Below are 15,131 nucleotides of genomic sequence, written 5' to 3' on the forward strand. Positions count from 1 at the left end.
TCAAATCCAGTAAAAATACTGGTTTGGGCGACACCGTCTGCGTAGGCTCGAACCTCTTTTTGGCCAACCTGGCCGAAGTTCGGATTAAGCCAGACACGTTAAACCTCAACGTAACGGGCACCTACGGTCTTTGACGGCCCACCCACCTGCCGAAGCGTAGGGTGGACCCCAAAGTTCATTTCGGCGCGCAGCCCCCAGGGACTGCACAGCCATAATTAGATGTTCAGAGAAGACTGGTCGATAACCAGGCCTGGCCCCATAGTGGTGCTCAGGGTGATCTTCTTCAGGAATACACCTTTGGCAGAAGCCGGCTTGGCCTTCTTCAGGTCAGCAATCAGTGCTTCCAGGTTTTCCTGCAGTGCATTCAGCTCAAAGCCAACCTTGCCGATACCACCGTGGATGATGCCACCCTTGTCAGCGCGGAAACGCACCTGACCAGCTTTGGCATTTTTAACTGCAGTAGCGACGTCTGGAGTTACGGTACCGGTCTTCGGGTTCGGCATCAGGCCACGCGGGCCGAGGATCTGGCCCAGCTGACCCACAACGCGCATCGCATCCGGGGAGGCGATCACTACGTCGAAGTCCATTTTGCCAGCCTTCACGTCAGCAGCCAGTTCGTCCATACCGATCAGATCAGCACCCGCTTCTTTAGCGGCATCAGCATTGGCACCCTGGGTGAAGACAGCAACACGTACTTCTTTACCTGTACCGTGCGGCAGAGTAGTCGCGCCACGAACAGCCTGGTCGGATTTACGCGGGTCGATGCCCAGGTTTACAGAGGCGTCTACGGTCTCTGCAAATTTGACGTTGGACAGTTCTTTCAGCAGAGCAACGGCTTCTTCAATGCCGTACGCTTTGCCAGCTTCCACTTTTTCAGCGATTGCGCGCTGACGCTTGCTCAATTTAGCCACTTAGAGACCCTCCACTTCGATACCGGCACTGCGTGCGGAACCGGCGATAGTACGCACGGCCGCGTCCATATCGGATGCAGTCAGATCGGCCTTCTTCATTTCTACGATCTCTTCCAGCTGTGCACGGGTAACCTTGCCCACCTTTTCGGTGTTCGGGCGACCGGAACCACTCTTGATCTTGGCGGCCTTGCGCAGCAGTACCGCTGCGGGCGGAGACTTCATAATGAAGGTGAAGGAGCGATCACTGTATACAGAAATCACAACTGGCACCGGCAGGCCCGGCTCAAGGCTCTGGGTCTGGGCGTTGAACGCCTTACAGAATTCCATGATGTTCACGCCGTGCTGGCCCAGTGCGGGACCTACGGGCGGACTCGGGTTGGCCTGACCGGCCTTAACTTGCAGCTTGATATAAGCTTCGACTTTCTTAGCCATTACAGCTCTCCTCTTAGATGGGTGGTAACGCCCGCTACAACTAACCGCTATGGTTAAAGGAGCAGGCTCCCCAAACCCCCGAATGAACTTATTTTCCGGGGACGCGAAAACCCCCTTCCACCTTGCGGCGAAAGAGGGCTAAATAAATAAACTGGTATCAGGTTTTTTCTACCTGAACAAACTCCAGTTCAACCGGGGTGGAACGCCCGAAAATTAATACCGCCACTCGCAAGCGGCTCTTCTCGTAATTGACTTCTTCGACCACACCGTTGAAGTCATTAAATGGACCGTCGATAACCCGAACCATCTCACCTGGCTCGAACAGAGTCTTGGGCTTGGGCTTGTCAACTGAATCGTCAATGCGATTCAGGATAGCCTGTGCCTCGCGGTCAGTAATAGGGGCAGGCCTGTCTGCCTTACCGCCGATAAAACCGAGCACTCGCGGAGTTTCTTTCACCAGGTGCCAAGTGTCGTCGTTCAGCTCCATTTCCACCAGGACATAGCCCGGGAAAAATTTGCGCTCACTCTTACGCTTCTGCCCTGCCCGCATCTCCACCACTTCTTCAGTGGGAACCAGCACTTCACCAAACAGATGATCCATTTCGTGCAGCTCAATGCGCTCTTTCAGAGTGCTGGCAACACGCTTCTCATATCCCGAGTAAGCCTGGACCACATACCAATGCTTTGACATGTATCAACCTTTAGCCGATGAGTTTGGAAGCCGCCCAACCTAAAGCGGAGTCCAGCGCCCAGAGAATTAACGCCATAATCAACACAAAAACCACAACAACCACTGTGGTTTGAGTTGCCTCCTGGCGAGTCGGCCAAACCACGCGCCTGACCTCAGTTTGCGCCTCGCGCAACAGTTGCCAGAGAGCATTACCTTTGGCGGTATTTACTGCCACAACCAGAGCGACCAAGCAGATGGCAGTAACTGCCAACACGCGGTAGATCAGGGGAAACTCGGCATAATAAGAGTTGCCCGCCACAGCACCACCAACCAGCAGCACTATTAGCAGCCACTTCAGGCCGTCAAGACGAAAGGTTTTCGCTTCTGCTTTAGCATTCATATATGAAGCCCTTAGCGCACTATAGATAAGCCCTTAGTGCTAAAAACACAAAAGCCCCACTGACAAGTAGGGTTCTGCGACACCCCCAAACTCATTCAAAGTGGAGTGTTTGAAAATGGCAGGCCAGGAGGGACTCGAACCCCCAACACCCGGTTTTGGAGACCGGTGCTCTACCAATTGAACTACTGGCCTGTACATCACGAGCACCTTGGCACCCGAAGATGGAGAGGACTACAGCTTGCCCCCTCATCTAGTGCGCCACCGAGGAACCCCGGCGGCACGAAGATCAAAGATTACTCAATGATCTTAGCAACAACGCCCGCACCTACGGTACGACCACCTTCGCGGATAGCGAAGCGCAGGCCGTCTTCCATGGCGATCGGAGCGATCAGGGTAACAACCATTTGAATGTTGTCGCCCGGCATTACCATTTCCGTGCCTTCTGGCAGTTCACACGCACCAGTTACATCAGTGGTACGGAAGTAGAACTGAGGACGGTAGCCTTTAAAGAACGGGGTGTGACGACCACCTTCGTCCTTGGACAGCACATACACTTCCGCTTCAAACTTGGTGTGCGGAGTGATGGAACCCGGCTTAGCCAGTACCTGACCACGCTCTACTTCGTCACGCTTGGTGCCGCGCAGCAGTGCGCCGATGTTCTCACCAGCACGACCTTCGTCGAGCAGCTTGCGGAACATTTCAACACCAGTACAGGTGGTGGTAGTGGTCTCTTTGATACCAACGATTTCGATCTCGTCGCCAGTGTTAATTACACCGCGCTCTACACGACCGGTTACAACAGTACCACGGCCAGAGATAGAGAATACGTCTTCGATCGGCATCAGGAACGGCTGATCTACAGCGCGCTCTGGCTCAGGGATGTACTCGTCCAGGGTTTCAACCAGCTTCTTAACAGCGGTAGTACCCATTTCGTTGGCGTCGTCGCCATTCAGGGCCATCAGAGCAGAACCAACGATGATCGGAGTGTCATCACCCGGGAACTCGTACTGATCGAGAAGTTCGCGAACTTCCATTTCTACCAGTTCGAGCAGCTCTTCGTCGTCTACCATGTCCGCTTTGTTCAGGAATACAACGATGTAAGGTACACCAACCTGACGGGACAGCAGGATGTGCTCGCGAGTCTGAGGCATGGGGCCGTCAGCTGCAGAACATACCAGGATAGCGCCGTCCATCTGAGCAGCACCGGTGATCATGTTCTTAACGTAGTCGGCGTGTCCGGGGCAGTCTACGTGCGCGTAGTGGCGAGTCGGGGACTCGTACTCAACGTGAGAGGTAGCGATGGTGATACCGCGCTCACGCTCTTCCGGAGCATTGTCGATGCCGTCGAAGGCAACTGCGTCACCGCCCCAAACTTCCGCACATACGCGGGTCAGAGCAGCAGTCAGGGTGGTTTTACCGTGGTCAACGTGACCAATGGTGCCCACGTTCACGTGGGGCTTGGAACGTTCAAACTTTTCTTTTGCCATTGCAGCCTCCTAATATAGATGAGCCTTCAATGACATCATCTATGTCCAGAACATGCGCATCCGACCCGGAAAAACCCCGACCCCGGACACAAACAACCGCAAGAGCTCTCACTCTCGCGGCTATTAAATATGGAGCTCATGGGCGGATTTGAACCGCCGACCTCACCCTTACCAAGGGTGTGCTCTACCCCTGAGCTACATGAGCAAAAATTCGCCACTTCAGGCGACCACAAGGCCCACCTACTGGAGAGCTCTCCCAGCCGAACCCATAGTTGGAGCGGGCAGCGGGGATCGAACCCGCATCATCAGCTTGGAAGGCTGAGGTTCTACCATTGAACTATGCCCGCTTGCGGGAGCCTCCAGACAAAACTACCTGTTTTGCCGGCAACACCTTACGGTGTATAAAATGGTGCAGGGGGGTGGATTCGAACCACCGAAGCTTTCGCGTCAGATTTACAGTCTGATCCCTTTGGCCACTCGGGAACCCCTGCCTCAATGCGGGGTGCATTCTCCACACCTTCCGCCGCGCTGTCAATATTTTTCTCTTTAAATTTCACAGACTTAGCAGCAAAACTCAATATGGACAGCACCGGGATAAAATGGAGCTGGCGAGAGGAGTCGAACCCCCGACCGGCTGATTACAAGTCAGCTGCTCTACCAACTGAGCTACGCCAGCCCTATCCCTTCCATCGTCGAAGTTGATTAGTCAGCCTCGTCAATGGAGGCGGGATTCTATGGGAAGTTATCCCGGCACGCAACACCCTTTTTACAGATAAATCAGAATTTTTTGTGTCGCCATTTGCCTCATGGAGAAAAATTCAGCCGCTAAAGATTAACTCGTGAGGATTAAGACCTATAGCCGAGAGACTTTCATTCCGCCACCTCAGAACAAAGGTTCCGGCGCCGGTCGAATTCGGGGTGCTCTTCCTGTAATTGCTGCCAGAATTCACCAGCTAGATGCTCAGCCTGCCCCGGTGCCAATATAATCCACCGCTCCATATGGGTTTGAGGCTCCTCGCGCGACTGAGCCCCAATGCCCTTCGCCACCAATTCTGCCGCAAGGGATTCAGCCCGGCCGCGGTCGCTGAAAATACCAAATGAAATGCCGTCAGCGAGAGTACCCTTGGGTATTACATAACTGTCGATACCCTGGGCCTGCAGTTCACGCAACCGGTTAAACGCTTCTCGGCGAGAATGTAGTGGTGGCAGAAATACCCAATAGCGCATCGGCCCCTGCATTTCTATTTCTCGGAGAGTGGCGGAAACCTGGAGGGCTGAGAGACGCTGTACAATAACCTGCCCCCGGTACTCTTCAGGAAAGGGGCCGATTATGGTGCATAACTGTTCACCGGAGACATCGACCGATACTGGGGCTGGCACTTCTTTCACCGGACTCAGCTGCGCCGATGCCATCTCAGTAACAAGAACAATTCCCCGGGCATCTGCATCCCCGCTTGCACCACTAGCTATGGCAGCATTAGCGGCTGTCGAAGAGGTAGCGGCAAACCAGGCAAATACCCCCAGGTTAAGCAGTACTAAGAAAAGAGCGATCCAGCGCATAACAGTCTTTATATTTAGGGGTTACTCAACGCCAAGCCATCCAACACCAGCTCCGGAACCAGATGATGCTCCTTCTGATAAAGGGAACACAGCAGCGCCCCATCTCCACCGGTAAGCCAGATAATAGGCTCTTCACCAGTGCATTCACGCAGCTCGGCGAGGGCCCGATCAATTGCCCCCAGCACCATCAGAAGTAAGCCACGGTTAATTGCCTCATCGGTATTACGCCCGGCGCCCAAGGATTCCATCAGGATTAATCCCTCTGCACTTTTGGCTGCATGTGTATCCAGCCGCAGGGAGCGCTGCATCAAACCGATTCCGGGAACGACATATCCGCCGAGATGTTCGCCATTATTGTCTATTAAATCGAGAGTAACCGCGCTGCCGCAGTCCACAATTAGCGCCGCTCGCTGGACCCGGCCGTAGGCGGCGAGTATCGCCAACCAGCGGTCTGCTCCCAGTAAACGATGGTTATCATAACCGCAGGCCACTCCCGCACATTCTGTCAGGACCTGCGCAAACTCCACCTCCAGGGAAAACAGTGCACGCACATGTTCCACCAGTGACTCGGCGACAACAGGTCCAGCTACGTTCACTACGCGCACCCTTTTTGGCTGTGTCTCCAGTCTCAGCTTATCCCAGCCTCCCGGCATCCGACCCTCGCGAAGCTCAGCGGTACCGAAGTGACCACGCGTATTTACCCGCCCCTCTTCCAGCAAGCGCCATTTACCGCGGGTATTACCTATATCAATCTCGAGTATCAAATCTGCCCCCGCAATGAAATTTCTCCACCATGGAAGTGTTTCAGCTCTCCATCCATATCAAGGATAAAGGCACCTTTATCATCCACACCAGCTGCGGTACCAGTCCAAGCCTGAGACCCCGCCTGCAGGGTAACCCGCTGGCCAGCAAACTGATCCAGATTCGACCAGACATCGCGATACGCACCAAAACCTCGCTGCGGATACCCGTGCAACAGCGGCAATAACTCATCAAGTATCGCGGCAACCAGATCATTGCGGGGAACTCCTGGACAAACCTGCTGTAAATCCGCCCACGGCTGGTCAATGGCATTGGCACTTTCATCTCGCAGGCCACTATTTAGGCCTATACCGATAACCACAGCACAGCGATCGGTTAAATCACCTTTTAGCTCAAGCAATACTCCGGCGAGCTTGCGGCCACGGCACCAGATATCATTGGGCCACTTGAGGCGGATATCAGGCACAGAAAAGCGCTCCAGCGCCCGCGCCAACGCCACCCCCACCGCTAGGCTTAACCCCTCAAGAATCTGTACCCCGCCACTAAATTCCCAGCCAACGGACAGGCTGACCCCGGCCCCATAAGGGCTGATCCAGTTGCGTCCTCGACGTCCGCGGCCAGCACTCTGGCGCTCGGCCAATATGGCAACGCCATGCCCACTGCCCTCCTCCATACGAGTCAGGAGCTGTGTATTGGTGGAGCCTACTTCGTTAAATAGAAGTAGCTCGCGCAAAAGCCCTTTAACTTTTTCACTGAGCCCTTTATCAATTTTTTCCGATGAAAGTAAATCCAGCCCCCCGGGCAGGCGGTAGCCCCGCCCTTTAACCGATTCCAATACCAAGCCGTAGTACTCAAGCTTTTGTAATTGCTTCCACACCGCTGCGCGACTTACACCCAGTGTCGCGCCGAGAGACTCACCGGAATGCATGCCGCCATCCGCCAGTAATTCCAATACCGGGCGCAACTGCTCGAGCGGGCTTTTTGCCATAGTTTCTTGCAAGGTAATCAACTTTTTATATAGCGACGGAAATAGCGGTGCCCGAGGCTGGTCAAGACCTCGTAGCCGATAGTACCAGCGTACCCTGCCACCTCATCCACCGTCAGGTCACTGTTTAAGATCTCTATCGTCTGCAGGGACTCCCGATCTTTGTCTGATAACGCAGAGATATCGAATGTGGTGGAATCCATAGATATACGCCCGACAATCGGCAACTGGCGGCCACAGGCCCAACCTCGACCACGCCCCCCCTGGGCCCGGATTATACCGTCGGCATAGCCGCCACGCGCCACCGCCAACCAGCTTCCTGCTGCGGCCTGTTGAGTGGCACCATAACCAACTGACTGTTCGCAGCTTACAAAGCGCTTTTGCACTATAGGCAGACTGAGCGCCACGGTGGAGCGCATTGGATTGGGTGTTCCTGGAACCGGGTTGATCCCATAGAGCGCAGAGCCGGGGCGCGCAATATCGAAATGATAATCCTCACCGAGGAAAATGCCGGAGGAATTAGCGAGGCTCAATTGAACCTCGGGGCACAGGTCACGTAATCTTTCTCCGGCCTCTTTAAAGCTGCGCAGCTGAAAGTCATTTTGAGGGTGGTGGGGCTCATCCGCACAAGCCAAATGACTTAAGAGGATACGAATATCAGCAGATTGCAATAATTGCCGGTCTCCCAGCAGTGATTCAAACTCCTCAGAGCTGAGTCCCAGGCGGGTCATACCCGAATCCACTTTTACCGCACATGGCGCTGCAAGCTCGGCGCGGGCGCAAATTTCGACCCAATTACGTAGCTGCTCCAGGGTAAACAATGTTGGCATCAACCCGGCACGGGCACACTCCAATTCAGCTCCCGTACGCACACCGGTGAGAATAACGATACGAACATCATCACCCAGTTCGCCACGAAGACGCTCCCCTTCCGCCTGGGTTGCAACAAAGAAATCACGACACCCGTGCCGGTAGAGGGTTGGCGCTACCTGAATCATGCCGAGCCCATAAGCATCCGCCTTGACCACTGCGCCACAGCGACTGCCAACGGCCAACCGCTTGGTCAGCCCCAAGTAGTTATCTGCAATTGACTGCAAATTAATGCTAAGCAGCCCCTCGCGGAAATCATTCATGCCAATACAACTCTCAATTCATCAGCTAGGTCGCCCCAAGCAAGCTCTCACGGCTCAGAGCACGTGCACCTACTAATATACACAGCCCAACCAAAGAAAGGGTGACCATAGAGCCAGCCAGAGCCAAAGGCACAGAAATTGACTCTCCCGCCATCAACAGACTGAGCCACTGCTGCTGGCCAATTAATGGGGTCATCTGCCAGGCGGGAGAGTCCAGCTCGATATTGGACAGGTTGACTACCAACAACAGTGTGACAGGCAACCCTTGCAGAATGCTCAGCTGGATTTGCGCATCCTTAAAGGACTGAGAGCGCAGAGCCAGGAGAATCTGCAGGACGGCCACCAATAGTGCGAGCGGCAATAGTAATAAACCCATAGCTATAAGCGCACTAACCCCTGCTGAAAACTGTACACCGATCTCTGCCAATGGAAGCAGACTAAAGGACAGGGTTAAAACTACGAGCGAAAAAAGCGCTCCAGACCAGCCTATACTGGTCACCGCAATAACTTTCGCCACAATGATTTGCCAACCACTAAAAGGCTGTTGCAATAAGGTTTCGATACTCATACGTTCACGCTCCCCCGCAGAAGTATCAATTGACGGAGCCGTACTGCACACCATTAGCGCCATGATCAATAGTGTCGGTACCATTAACCCCAGGATAGCCAGCCCTCGACTGGATGGGGTACTGACATCCCTGACCTGTACCTGCCAAGGAGTCAGGACCTGGGGCGCAATCCCTCTTGCAGAGAGGCGCTGCTGCATAATTACTCGCTGAAGTGCCCCCAGGCGCTCTTGAATAAGCTGTATACCTCGTCCCCCGGACTTATTAGATCCATCGACATACAGATAGATTTTTGGAGACAGAAAACTACGGTATTCCGCTTCAAAGCCCTCATCTATTTGCAGGACTGCATCATACTTTTCCTCAAGAAGCTCGCGTGGAGCCCCCTGGCTCAATTGTTCAACCCGAAAATCAGGTCCACGCAGCTGCTCCTCTAGTAAGGGGCATATTCACTGCCTATAATAGCTACACTGAAATCAGTTTCAGACACCACCTTAAAAGATAAAGCACCACTGCCGATCATTATCGCGGGGAATAATAGGGTAAAACCCAGAGCAATCATTAGAGCCCGTCGATCACGCCAAACTTCACGAAACTCCTTGAGAATTAATGCTCGTAATTGCTGCGAGAGAATATTTCCAATAACGCTCATACCACTTCTCCCCGTTGACTGGTTTCCGCTTGAGCGCCATAAGCAAGTTTTACAAAACTGTCTTCAAGATTACTACTTCCTGACCGGGTATTGAGTTCATCCGGCGTACCACTGTCAACAATGGCGCCATTCGCCATCACTAAAACCTTATCGGAGAGTTCAGTAACCTCCGCCATAATATGGCTAGAAAATAAAATTGCTGTCCCCTCTGCCTTCAACTGTAAAAGTGTTCTGCGTAACAATCTAGCAGCAAGAACATCCAGGCCCCGAGTGGGCTCATCCAGTATCAAGTGACTGGGGCGATGCACCAATGCACGGGCAAGAGATACCTTCATTCTCTCCCCTTGGGAAAACCCCTTTGTTCGACGACCCCAAAGACTGGATAGCTCAAGCTCATCCCTTACGGACTGCAATGCTCCATCCAACTCTACTCCAGCCAACCCTTGGGCACTGGCGAAGAAAGACAGGTATTCCGCTACCGTTAGACGCTCATAGAGTCCTTCCCTGTCCCCGACAACACCTAATTGCCGGCGCACTTCCTTTGGGTTTTTTGAGGTGTCCAAACCACCGACATAAACATTTCCACTATCCGCTTTTAACAAACCGGTAATGATTCGCAGGCATGTCGTTTTACCTGCGCCATTGGCACCGAGCAAGGCTGTTATCTGCCCATCCGGAATGGAAAAATTCAGGTCTCGCAACACAGGGGTTCCGGAGAACTGCTTACAGACGGCATCAACTTTGATCACGGCTCCTCCCCCCTTGTAGACTTTTCTGTAGTGCCCGAATTTAGCCTGTGAATCAACTCTGGCCCATAGGCCCCGATCATAAAGGGTGGCCTGTGAATATCTTTGATACAAGCCTGATCCAGCTGCACTTCAGGAGCTTCAAGAAACTCCCCGATCAAAGTTGGAATACAACCCCTAACAGAATTAATGTGACCACCACTCCTCACAATTAGGTGCTGTTTGTTGGAAAGGTAATCAAGGTTTTCTTTCGCATAGTCAGGCGGCGTTATCGGATCAGCTTCACCCGAAATTAAAAGAACAGGATGATCACGAGGCTCAGGCTTTGCATAACGCCTTTCCGGTACTGGCCAAACTTCACAGCCACGGGAGAAAAAATCAAGGAAAGCGTTACCAACAAACGTGCCGGCAATATCCGAAGAAACCTCTTCCTCACTGATACGGTACAGCTCTTCTGAGCAGGCAACAGAGAAGGTCAGCCCGAGAGACATCCCCGTAGTTGTATCGGAAAAAAGGCCGGATATACCTGCCAATGGCAAATAATTTCCCAGGCCAGCTTCAGTAATCGCGAATGGTAATTGTGCTGATGCTTCAGGAGAATACAGAGCTGCCCGGATCATACTTTGCAATGCCCAGCGTGACATGGTGTGCGCAGTAAACCTTCCGGTACTTGGGTCGGGAAGGTTTTCTCCAATGGAATCATCCCAATCAACCAGCAATTGATCCAATACTTCTCTCCAGTCACCAAACCTTGAACAGCCCGGATCTGATTGACAATCCCTCGCCAGAATTTGAATAGCTTGCTCTGCAGCCGAGGCACTTAAAAACACCTTTGTATCGATAGGTGCCACCGCATCAAGCACCAGAGCACTCAGACTATCCGGGTACCACTGCTGGTAAAGCAAAGCCGTTCGAGTTCCCCAGGAGCCCCCCCATAGAGAGATTTTCTCGTGCCCGAAATATTTACGCACCAATTCAAGATCTTCAACCGTCTGGCGACTGCTCAGTGAGTTAGCAAATGTTGTCTGCTTTAGATAACAGTCTGCCAGTGACTTTGAAATCAGGTCCAAATCATTTGGTGTATCGCGATCGATGCCGCAGCTGAAAGGACGGGACAGTCCTGCCCCTCGCCGATCCACCAGTACAATTGCTCGATTCTGATTTATTTTACGGAACTTATTCAACAGAACTGCGAGATCACTTGCGGCTTGACCTGGCCCCCCAGCAAGAAGGTACAGAGGCTCCACTCCGCTCTCATCTAACGCCGGCGATACCATCACAGCCAGGTTAACCTGGACATCGCCTTCCCCTACCGCAAGCCGTGAACACTGCAAAGAATATTGCCAGCCATCCAGATAGCAGTCTTCCAGACTAATTTTCTCCTGGCCTGCCATCACTGCTTTTGAGACAAGTCCACTCAACCCAACGCAGCAGAAAAATAACCTCCACATCCATATCACGACAATTTTCTCCTTATCTATATGGCGAGTATTCCAGTGTATCGAACCTTGACTGATCCTGTCGCTTACTACCCTATGCCACTGAATTGCATTAGCACCCGTCTGCCCACAGTGGTAAGGTTTCTGTTTTAGCTTGCCCATGACTGTATCCATGAGCTTTTCAGACCGTGAAAAACACTTAATCCGAGCCGCCTTTGCCTGGGGCCAGATCACCCAGCAGGAAGGCTATACACTCTCTGACCTGGAAATTGAGAAGTCGGTACTTTTCGTCGCTTACTCGGCGGCCGGCCACCATTGGCCTTCCCCCCACCCTTGCGCCACGGGTTCCCCTGGTACGATGTGATAGAAGGGCGCGCAGAACATATTGTCAGCGCCTCGGAAGCTTCACCGGAATGCAGCATCATCGCCCCAGGCTGCAAAATTGGTGATACCTGCATATTAATTGACGGGGCCTTCTGGCGAGTAGTTGAAACCGTTCGCGAGAGAGAGGAGTACCTCGTTGAATGGGGCCAATACCCTATGCAGTGGCGTCTCAGAAAACATTGGGAAGTCAATTATGAGATGACCCAGCAACTACACAGCTTCCGTCGGGATAACCCCAATGAGGAAGTCAGCTTTGACAGCTACCTTGGGCAACGAGAATACCGAGAGTTTCGTATTGATGATGACCAAACTGTCTGGCTGTGCGAATGGCAATTAAGTCGTATTAGTCTCTCTGGTTGGGTCTGGGTTGGCGCATTACTTCCCCCCACAGACGCTAACTTAACCACAGTCTGTGAAGATCCTCTCGGGCCTCTGATCCTGGGTGAGTCTGGCCTGAACAATGGTACTGCCTGGTTGCGTATTGAGGAGGCCGACAAAGAATCGCGTTTCGTCAAGCTGAGTGGACAACATCATTATCACTCCCTAGCTTCAGCCAACACCATTGCCCTAAAGGCCTTATTGCACGAATTGCAAGAAGAGGCTGAGGTAATTGAGATCCTGGATTGGTCTGAGGATAAACCACTGCGCAGCTTCTCTTTGCCTACCCAACTGGTTCCCCTTGACGAGCTCAGCTTAAAGGAAATGAATTACGATTTGGTTCCAGATAATGCTTATGAGCAGTAATACCGCGCCCACAGACTGTTACTGATTCTAAAGCCCCACTCAAGGGGCTTTTTCCCAGCGTCCCCCCTGAAGACTTCCGTACCAACCCCGCTTTTACCCACAGTTCCCAAAGCCGCTTATTGTTTATCACCGATGACAGGTTCATGACGAGGCTGTTACTAACAGAATCCATGGATAGACCTGTGCATAACTCAGGGATATCCACTGCCAGGCCCCATTTCCCGTGGGGACCGTTTTACCGTGTAAAAAAACACCACCGATTCTGGGGGATTTCCACAAGTCTGCCGTTATTAACAGAATGCTTGGATAGACTTGTGCATAACTCTGGTATATCCGCTCCCGGCCTTACAGTTGTGTGACATCGGCCAAGCGCACAAAAAATCACCGATGCCTTATCGGTATTTTTTCAGTATTTTTTTCAGTGGAATTTCTTTTTTTTGCGGTAGAGGTTTTCTTGTTATTCGAAGTATTTATTTTGAGAATCCTACGAGTAGTGCGGTAAAACTATTCAGATAAACTCAGTGGTGGGAGGACAGATATTAATAAATAGCAGCTGTTATTTATTTTCGTGGTAAAGGTGTGTGGGAAAAAGCCTTTATTAAAAGCGCCAGAGGTTTTCTTGGATTTTTCTGAGCGTGTATTTTTCTTATTGGATTTTCCAGCCAGATTTTTGGCTATTTTTTCTGGCGATAAATTCCAACCCAGGATCCAATTCTAATCTCTCTAGCTTTTCTGTTTTTATTATTAATTTATTTAACCGATATTTTTTATTTTTTATTTTATTAAATATTTTTTCACGCATAAAAAAAGGGCCACCCAACTGGGTGGCCCTTTCGGATTAGAAGCCTGACGATGACCTACTCTCACATGGGGAAACCCCACACTACCATCGGCGATGTTGCGTTTCACTTCTGAGTTCGGCAAGGGATCAGGTGGTTCCACAACTCTATGGTCGTCAGGCAAACTGGCTTGGGTTGGCGTTGGTCTTATAAGCAATTTTGCTTGGCCTGCCGTGTTATCGCTGTTTGCCTCGGTCATATGACCGGCGATAACCCCAAATAAGTCGGTAAAACAATCTGTAGTAATACACCGCAAGTCGATCAATTGTGTGTCTCTAACTCACAATCCGCTAGCTTGCGCTAGTCGTTAGTAACCATCTCTGTTGTATGGTCAAGCCGCACGGGCAATTAGTACTGGTTAGCTCAACGCCTCACAACGCTTCCACACCCAGCCTATCAACGTGGTAGTCTTCCACGGCCCTTTAGGGGAATCAAGTTCCCAGGGAGATCTTATCTTGAAGGAGGCTTCCCGCTTAGATGCTTTCAGCGGTTATCCCGTCCGAACATAGCTACCCGGCAATGCCACTGGCGTGACAACCGGAACACCAGAGGTTCGTTCACTCCGGTCCTCTCGTACTAGGAGCAACTCTTCTCAAATCTCCAACGCCCACGGCAGATAGGGACCGAACTGTCTCACGACGTTCTAAACCCAGCTCGCGTACCACTTTAAATGGCGAACAGCCATACCCTTGGGACCGGCTTCAGCCCCAGGATGTGATGAGCCGACATCGAGGTGCCAAACACCGCCGTCGATGTGAACTCTTGGGCGGTATCAGCCTGTTATCCCCGGAGTACCTTTTATCCGTTGAGCGATGGCCCTTCCATACAGAACCACCGGATCACTATGACCTACTTTCGTACCTGCTCGACATGTCTGTCTCGCAGTCAAGCGCACTTATACCATTATGCTCATTGCATGATTTCCGACCATGCTGAGTGCACCTTCGTACTCCTCCGTTACTCTTTGGGAGGAGACCGCCCCAGTCAAACTACCCACCATACACTGTCCTCGATCCGGGTAACGGACCAGAGTTAGAACCTCAAACATACCAGGGTGGTATTTCAAGGACGGCTCCACAATAACTAGCGTTAATGCTTCAAAGCCTCCCACCTATCCTACACAAATAGGCTCAAAGTTCAGTGCAAAGCTGTAGTAAAGGTTCACGGGGTCTTTCCGTCTAGCCGCGGGTACACTGCATCTTAACAGCGATTTCAATTTCACTGAGTCTCTGGTGGAGACAGCGTGGCCATCGTTACGCCATTCGTGCAGGTCGGAACTTACCCGACAAGGAATTTCGCTACCTTAGGACCGTTATAGTTACGGCCGCCGTTTACCGGGGCTTCGATCAAGAGCTTCGCCGAAGCTAACCCCATCAATTAACCTTCCGGCACCGGGCAGGCGTCACACCGTATACGTCCTC

General features: G+C 52.1%; 16 protein-coding genes, 5 tRNA genes and 2 rRNA genes (1 of these 23 cut by a window edge). 2 read left to right on the forward strand and 21 right to left on the reverse strand.

Translation table 11 applies throughout. The annotated features are described in order from the left end of the window. Positions 1 to 215: 215 nt before the first annotated feature. From rplA to GL2_RS04355, 18 genes are all read right to left on the reverse strand, one after another. A complete protein-coding gene (rplA, locus tag GL2_RS04270; RefSeq protein WP_143729453.1) occupies positions 216 to 911 on the reverse strand; it encodes a 50S ribosomal protein L1 in 696 nt (231 codons plus the stop codon). Then, the gene (rplK, locus tag GL2_RS04275) at positions 912 to 1,343 is read right to left on the reverse strand and encodes a 50S ribosomal protein L11 (RefSeq protein WP_143729454.1); all 432 of its coding nucleotides are present in this window, start codon (positions 1,341 to 1,343) and stop codon (positions 912 to 914) included. 157 nt (positions 1,344 to 1,500) lie between these two features. Next, entirely contained in the window at positions 1,501 to 2,034 is a 534-nt protein-coding gene (gene nusG, locus GL2_RS04280; RefSeq protein WP_143729455.1) for a transcription termination/antitermination protein NusG, read from the reverse strand. Between the two features lie 10 nt (positions 2,035 to 2,044). Beyond that, positions 2,045 to 2,413, reverse strand: coding sequence for a preprotein translocase subunit SecE (gene secE / locus GL2_RS04285; RefSeq protein ID WP_143729456.1), 369 nt, complete (start codon positions 2,411 to 2,413; stop codon positions 2,045 to 2,047). 116 nt (positions 2,414 to 2,529) lie between these two features. Continuing rightward, positions 2,530 to 2,605, reverse strand: a tRNA-Trp gene (locus GL2_RS04290). A gap of 101 nt (positions 2,606 to 2,706) precedes the next feature. Then, on the reverse strand, positions 2,707 to 3,900 hold the full coding sequence (tuf, locus tag GL2_RS04295; RefSeq protein WP_143729446.1) for an elongation factor Tu: 1,194 nt from the start codon (positions 3,898 to 3,900) through the stop codon (positions 2,707 to 2,709). Between the two features lie 130 nt (positions 3,901 to 4,030). Next, positions 4,031 to 4,105 (reverse strand) — tRNA-Thr (locus GL2_RS04300). A gap of 68 nt (positions 4,106 to 4,173) precedes the next feature. Continuing rightward, positions 4,174 to 4,247, reverse strand: a tRNA-Gly gene (locus tag GL2_RS04305). A gap of 60 nt (positions 4,248 to 4,307) precedes the next feature. Continuing rightward, positions 4,308 to 4,391 (reverse strand) — tRNA-Tyr (locus GL2_RS04310). Positions 4,392 to 4,500: 109 nt separating this feature from the next. Next, positions 4,501 to 4,576: transfer RNA gene (locus GL2_RS04315), tRNA-Thr, on the reverse strand. A gap of 194 nt (positions 4,577 to 4,770) precedes the next feature. Further along, complete coding sequence (locus tag GL2_RS04320) at positions 4,771 to 5,460, reverse strand: SPOR domain-containing protein (RefSeq protein WP_143729457.1); 690 nt, start codon at positions 5,458 to 5,460, stop codon at positions 4,771 to 4,773. Between the two features lie 14 nt (positions 5,461 to 5,474). Further along, on the reverse strand, positions 5,475 to 6,224 hold the full coding sequence (locus GL2_RS04325; protein WP_172621056.1) for a type III pantothenate kinase: 750 nt from the start codon (positions 6,222 to 6,224) through the stop codon (positions 5,475 to 5,477). Then, on the reverse strand, positions 6,221 to 7,210 hold the full coding sequence (gene birA / locus GL2_RS04330; RefSeq protein WP_232053759.1) for a bifunctional biotin--[acetyl-CoA-carboxylase] ligase/biotin operon repressor BirA: 990 nt from the start codon (positions 7,208 to 7,210) through the stop codon (positions 6,221 to 6,223). The genes GL2_RS04325 and birA overlap by 4 nt, the downstream gene beginning before the upstream one ends. Before the next feature lie 17 nt (positions 7,211 to 7,227). Continuing rightward, complete coding sequence (gene alr / locus GL2_RS04335) at positions 7,228 to 8,340, reverse strand: alanine racemase (RefSeq protein ID WP_143729460.1); 1,113 nt, start codon at positions 8,338 to 8,340, stop codon at positions 7,228 to 7,230. Positions 8,341 to 8,365: 25 nt separating this feature from the next. Further along, positions 8,366 to 9,301, reverse strand: a complete 936-nt coding sequence (locus GL2_RS04340) for an ABC transporter permease (RefSeq protein WP_172621057.1) — start codon at positions 9,299 to 9,301, stop codon at positions 8,366 to 8,368. Between the two features lie 38 nt (positions 9,302 to 9,339). Further along, complete coding sequence (locus tag GL2_RS04345; protein WP_143729462.1) at positions 9,340 to 9,558, reverse strand: hypothetical protein; 219 nt, start codon at positions 9,556 to 9,558, stop codon at positions 9,340 to 9,342. Next, positions 9,555 to 10,307, reverse strand: a complete 753-nt coding sequence (locus tag GL2_RS04350; protein ID WP_143729463.1) for an ATP-binding cassette domain-containing protein — start codon at positions 10,305 to 10,307, stop codon at positions 9,555 to 9,557. Before GL2_RS04350 ends, GL2_RS04345 begins: the two co-directional genes overlap by 4 nt. Beyond that, positions 10,304 to 11,905 (reverse strand): alpha/beta fold hydrolase, encoded by a 1,602-nt coding sequence (locus GL2_RS04355; RefSeq protein ID WP_232053760.1) that lies wholly within the window; start codon positions 11,903 to 11,905, stop codon positions 10,304 to 10,306. Before GL2_RS04355 ends, GL2_RS04350 begins: the two co-directional genes overlap by 4 nt. 10 nt (positions 11,906 to 11,915) lie before the next feature. Here GL2_RS04355 and GL2_RS21830 point away from each other — a divergent pair, with 10 nt between their 5' ends. Both GL2_RS21830 and GL2_RS04360 read left to right on the forward strand, forming a co-directional pair. Further along, the gene (locus GL2_RS21830; protein WP_232053761.1) at positions 11,916 to 12,107 is read left to right on the forward strand and encodes a hypothetical protein; all 192 of its coding nucleotides are present in this window, start codon (positions 11,916 to 11,918) and stop codon (positions 12,105 to 12,107) included. Next, positions 12,104 to 12,871: a hypothetical protein gene (locus GL2_RS04360; protein ID WP_232053762.1), complete on the forward strand. Its 768-nt coding sequence runs from the start codon at positions 12,104 to 12,106 to the stop codon at positions 12,869 to 12,871. The genes GL2_RS21830 and GL2_RS04360 overlap by 4 nt, the downstream gene beginning before the upstream one ends. Before the next feature lie 646 nt (positions 12,872 to 13,517). Here GL2_RS04360 and GL2_RS21425 read toward each other — a convergent pair. The 3 genes from GL2_RS21425 to GL2_RS04370 form a co-directional block, all read right to left on the reverse strand. Further along, positions 13,518 to 13,673, reverse strand: a complete 156-nt coding sequence (locus tag GL2_RS21425; protein WP_172621045.1) for a hypothetical protein — start codon at positions 13,671 to 13,673, stop codon at positions 13,518 to 13,520. Positions 13,674 to 13,715: 42 nt separating this feature from the next. Further along, positions 13,716 to 13,831, reverse strand: a 5S ribosomal RNA gene (rrf, locus tag GL2_RS04365). Positions 13,832 to 14,037: 206 nt separating this feature from the next. Next, positions 14,038 to 15,131: ribosomal RNA gene (locus tag GL2_RS04370) — 23S ribosomal RNA — on the reverse strand; it runs 1,790 nt beyond the window's last position.

The sequence above is a fragment of the Microbulbifer sp. GL-2 genome, assembly GCF_007183175.1.
In the GTDB taxonomy this organism is placed as follows: Bacteria; Pseudomonadota; Gammaproteobacteria; order Pseudomonadales; family Cellvibrionaceae; genus Microbulbifer.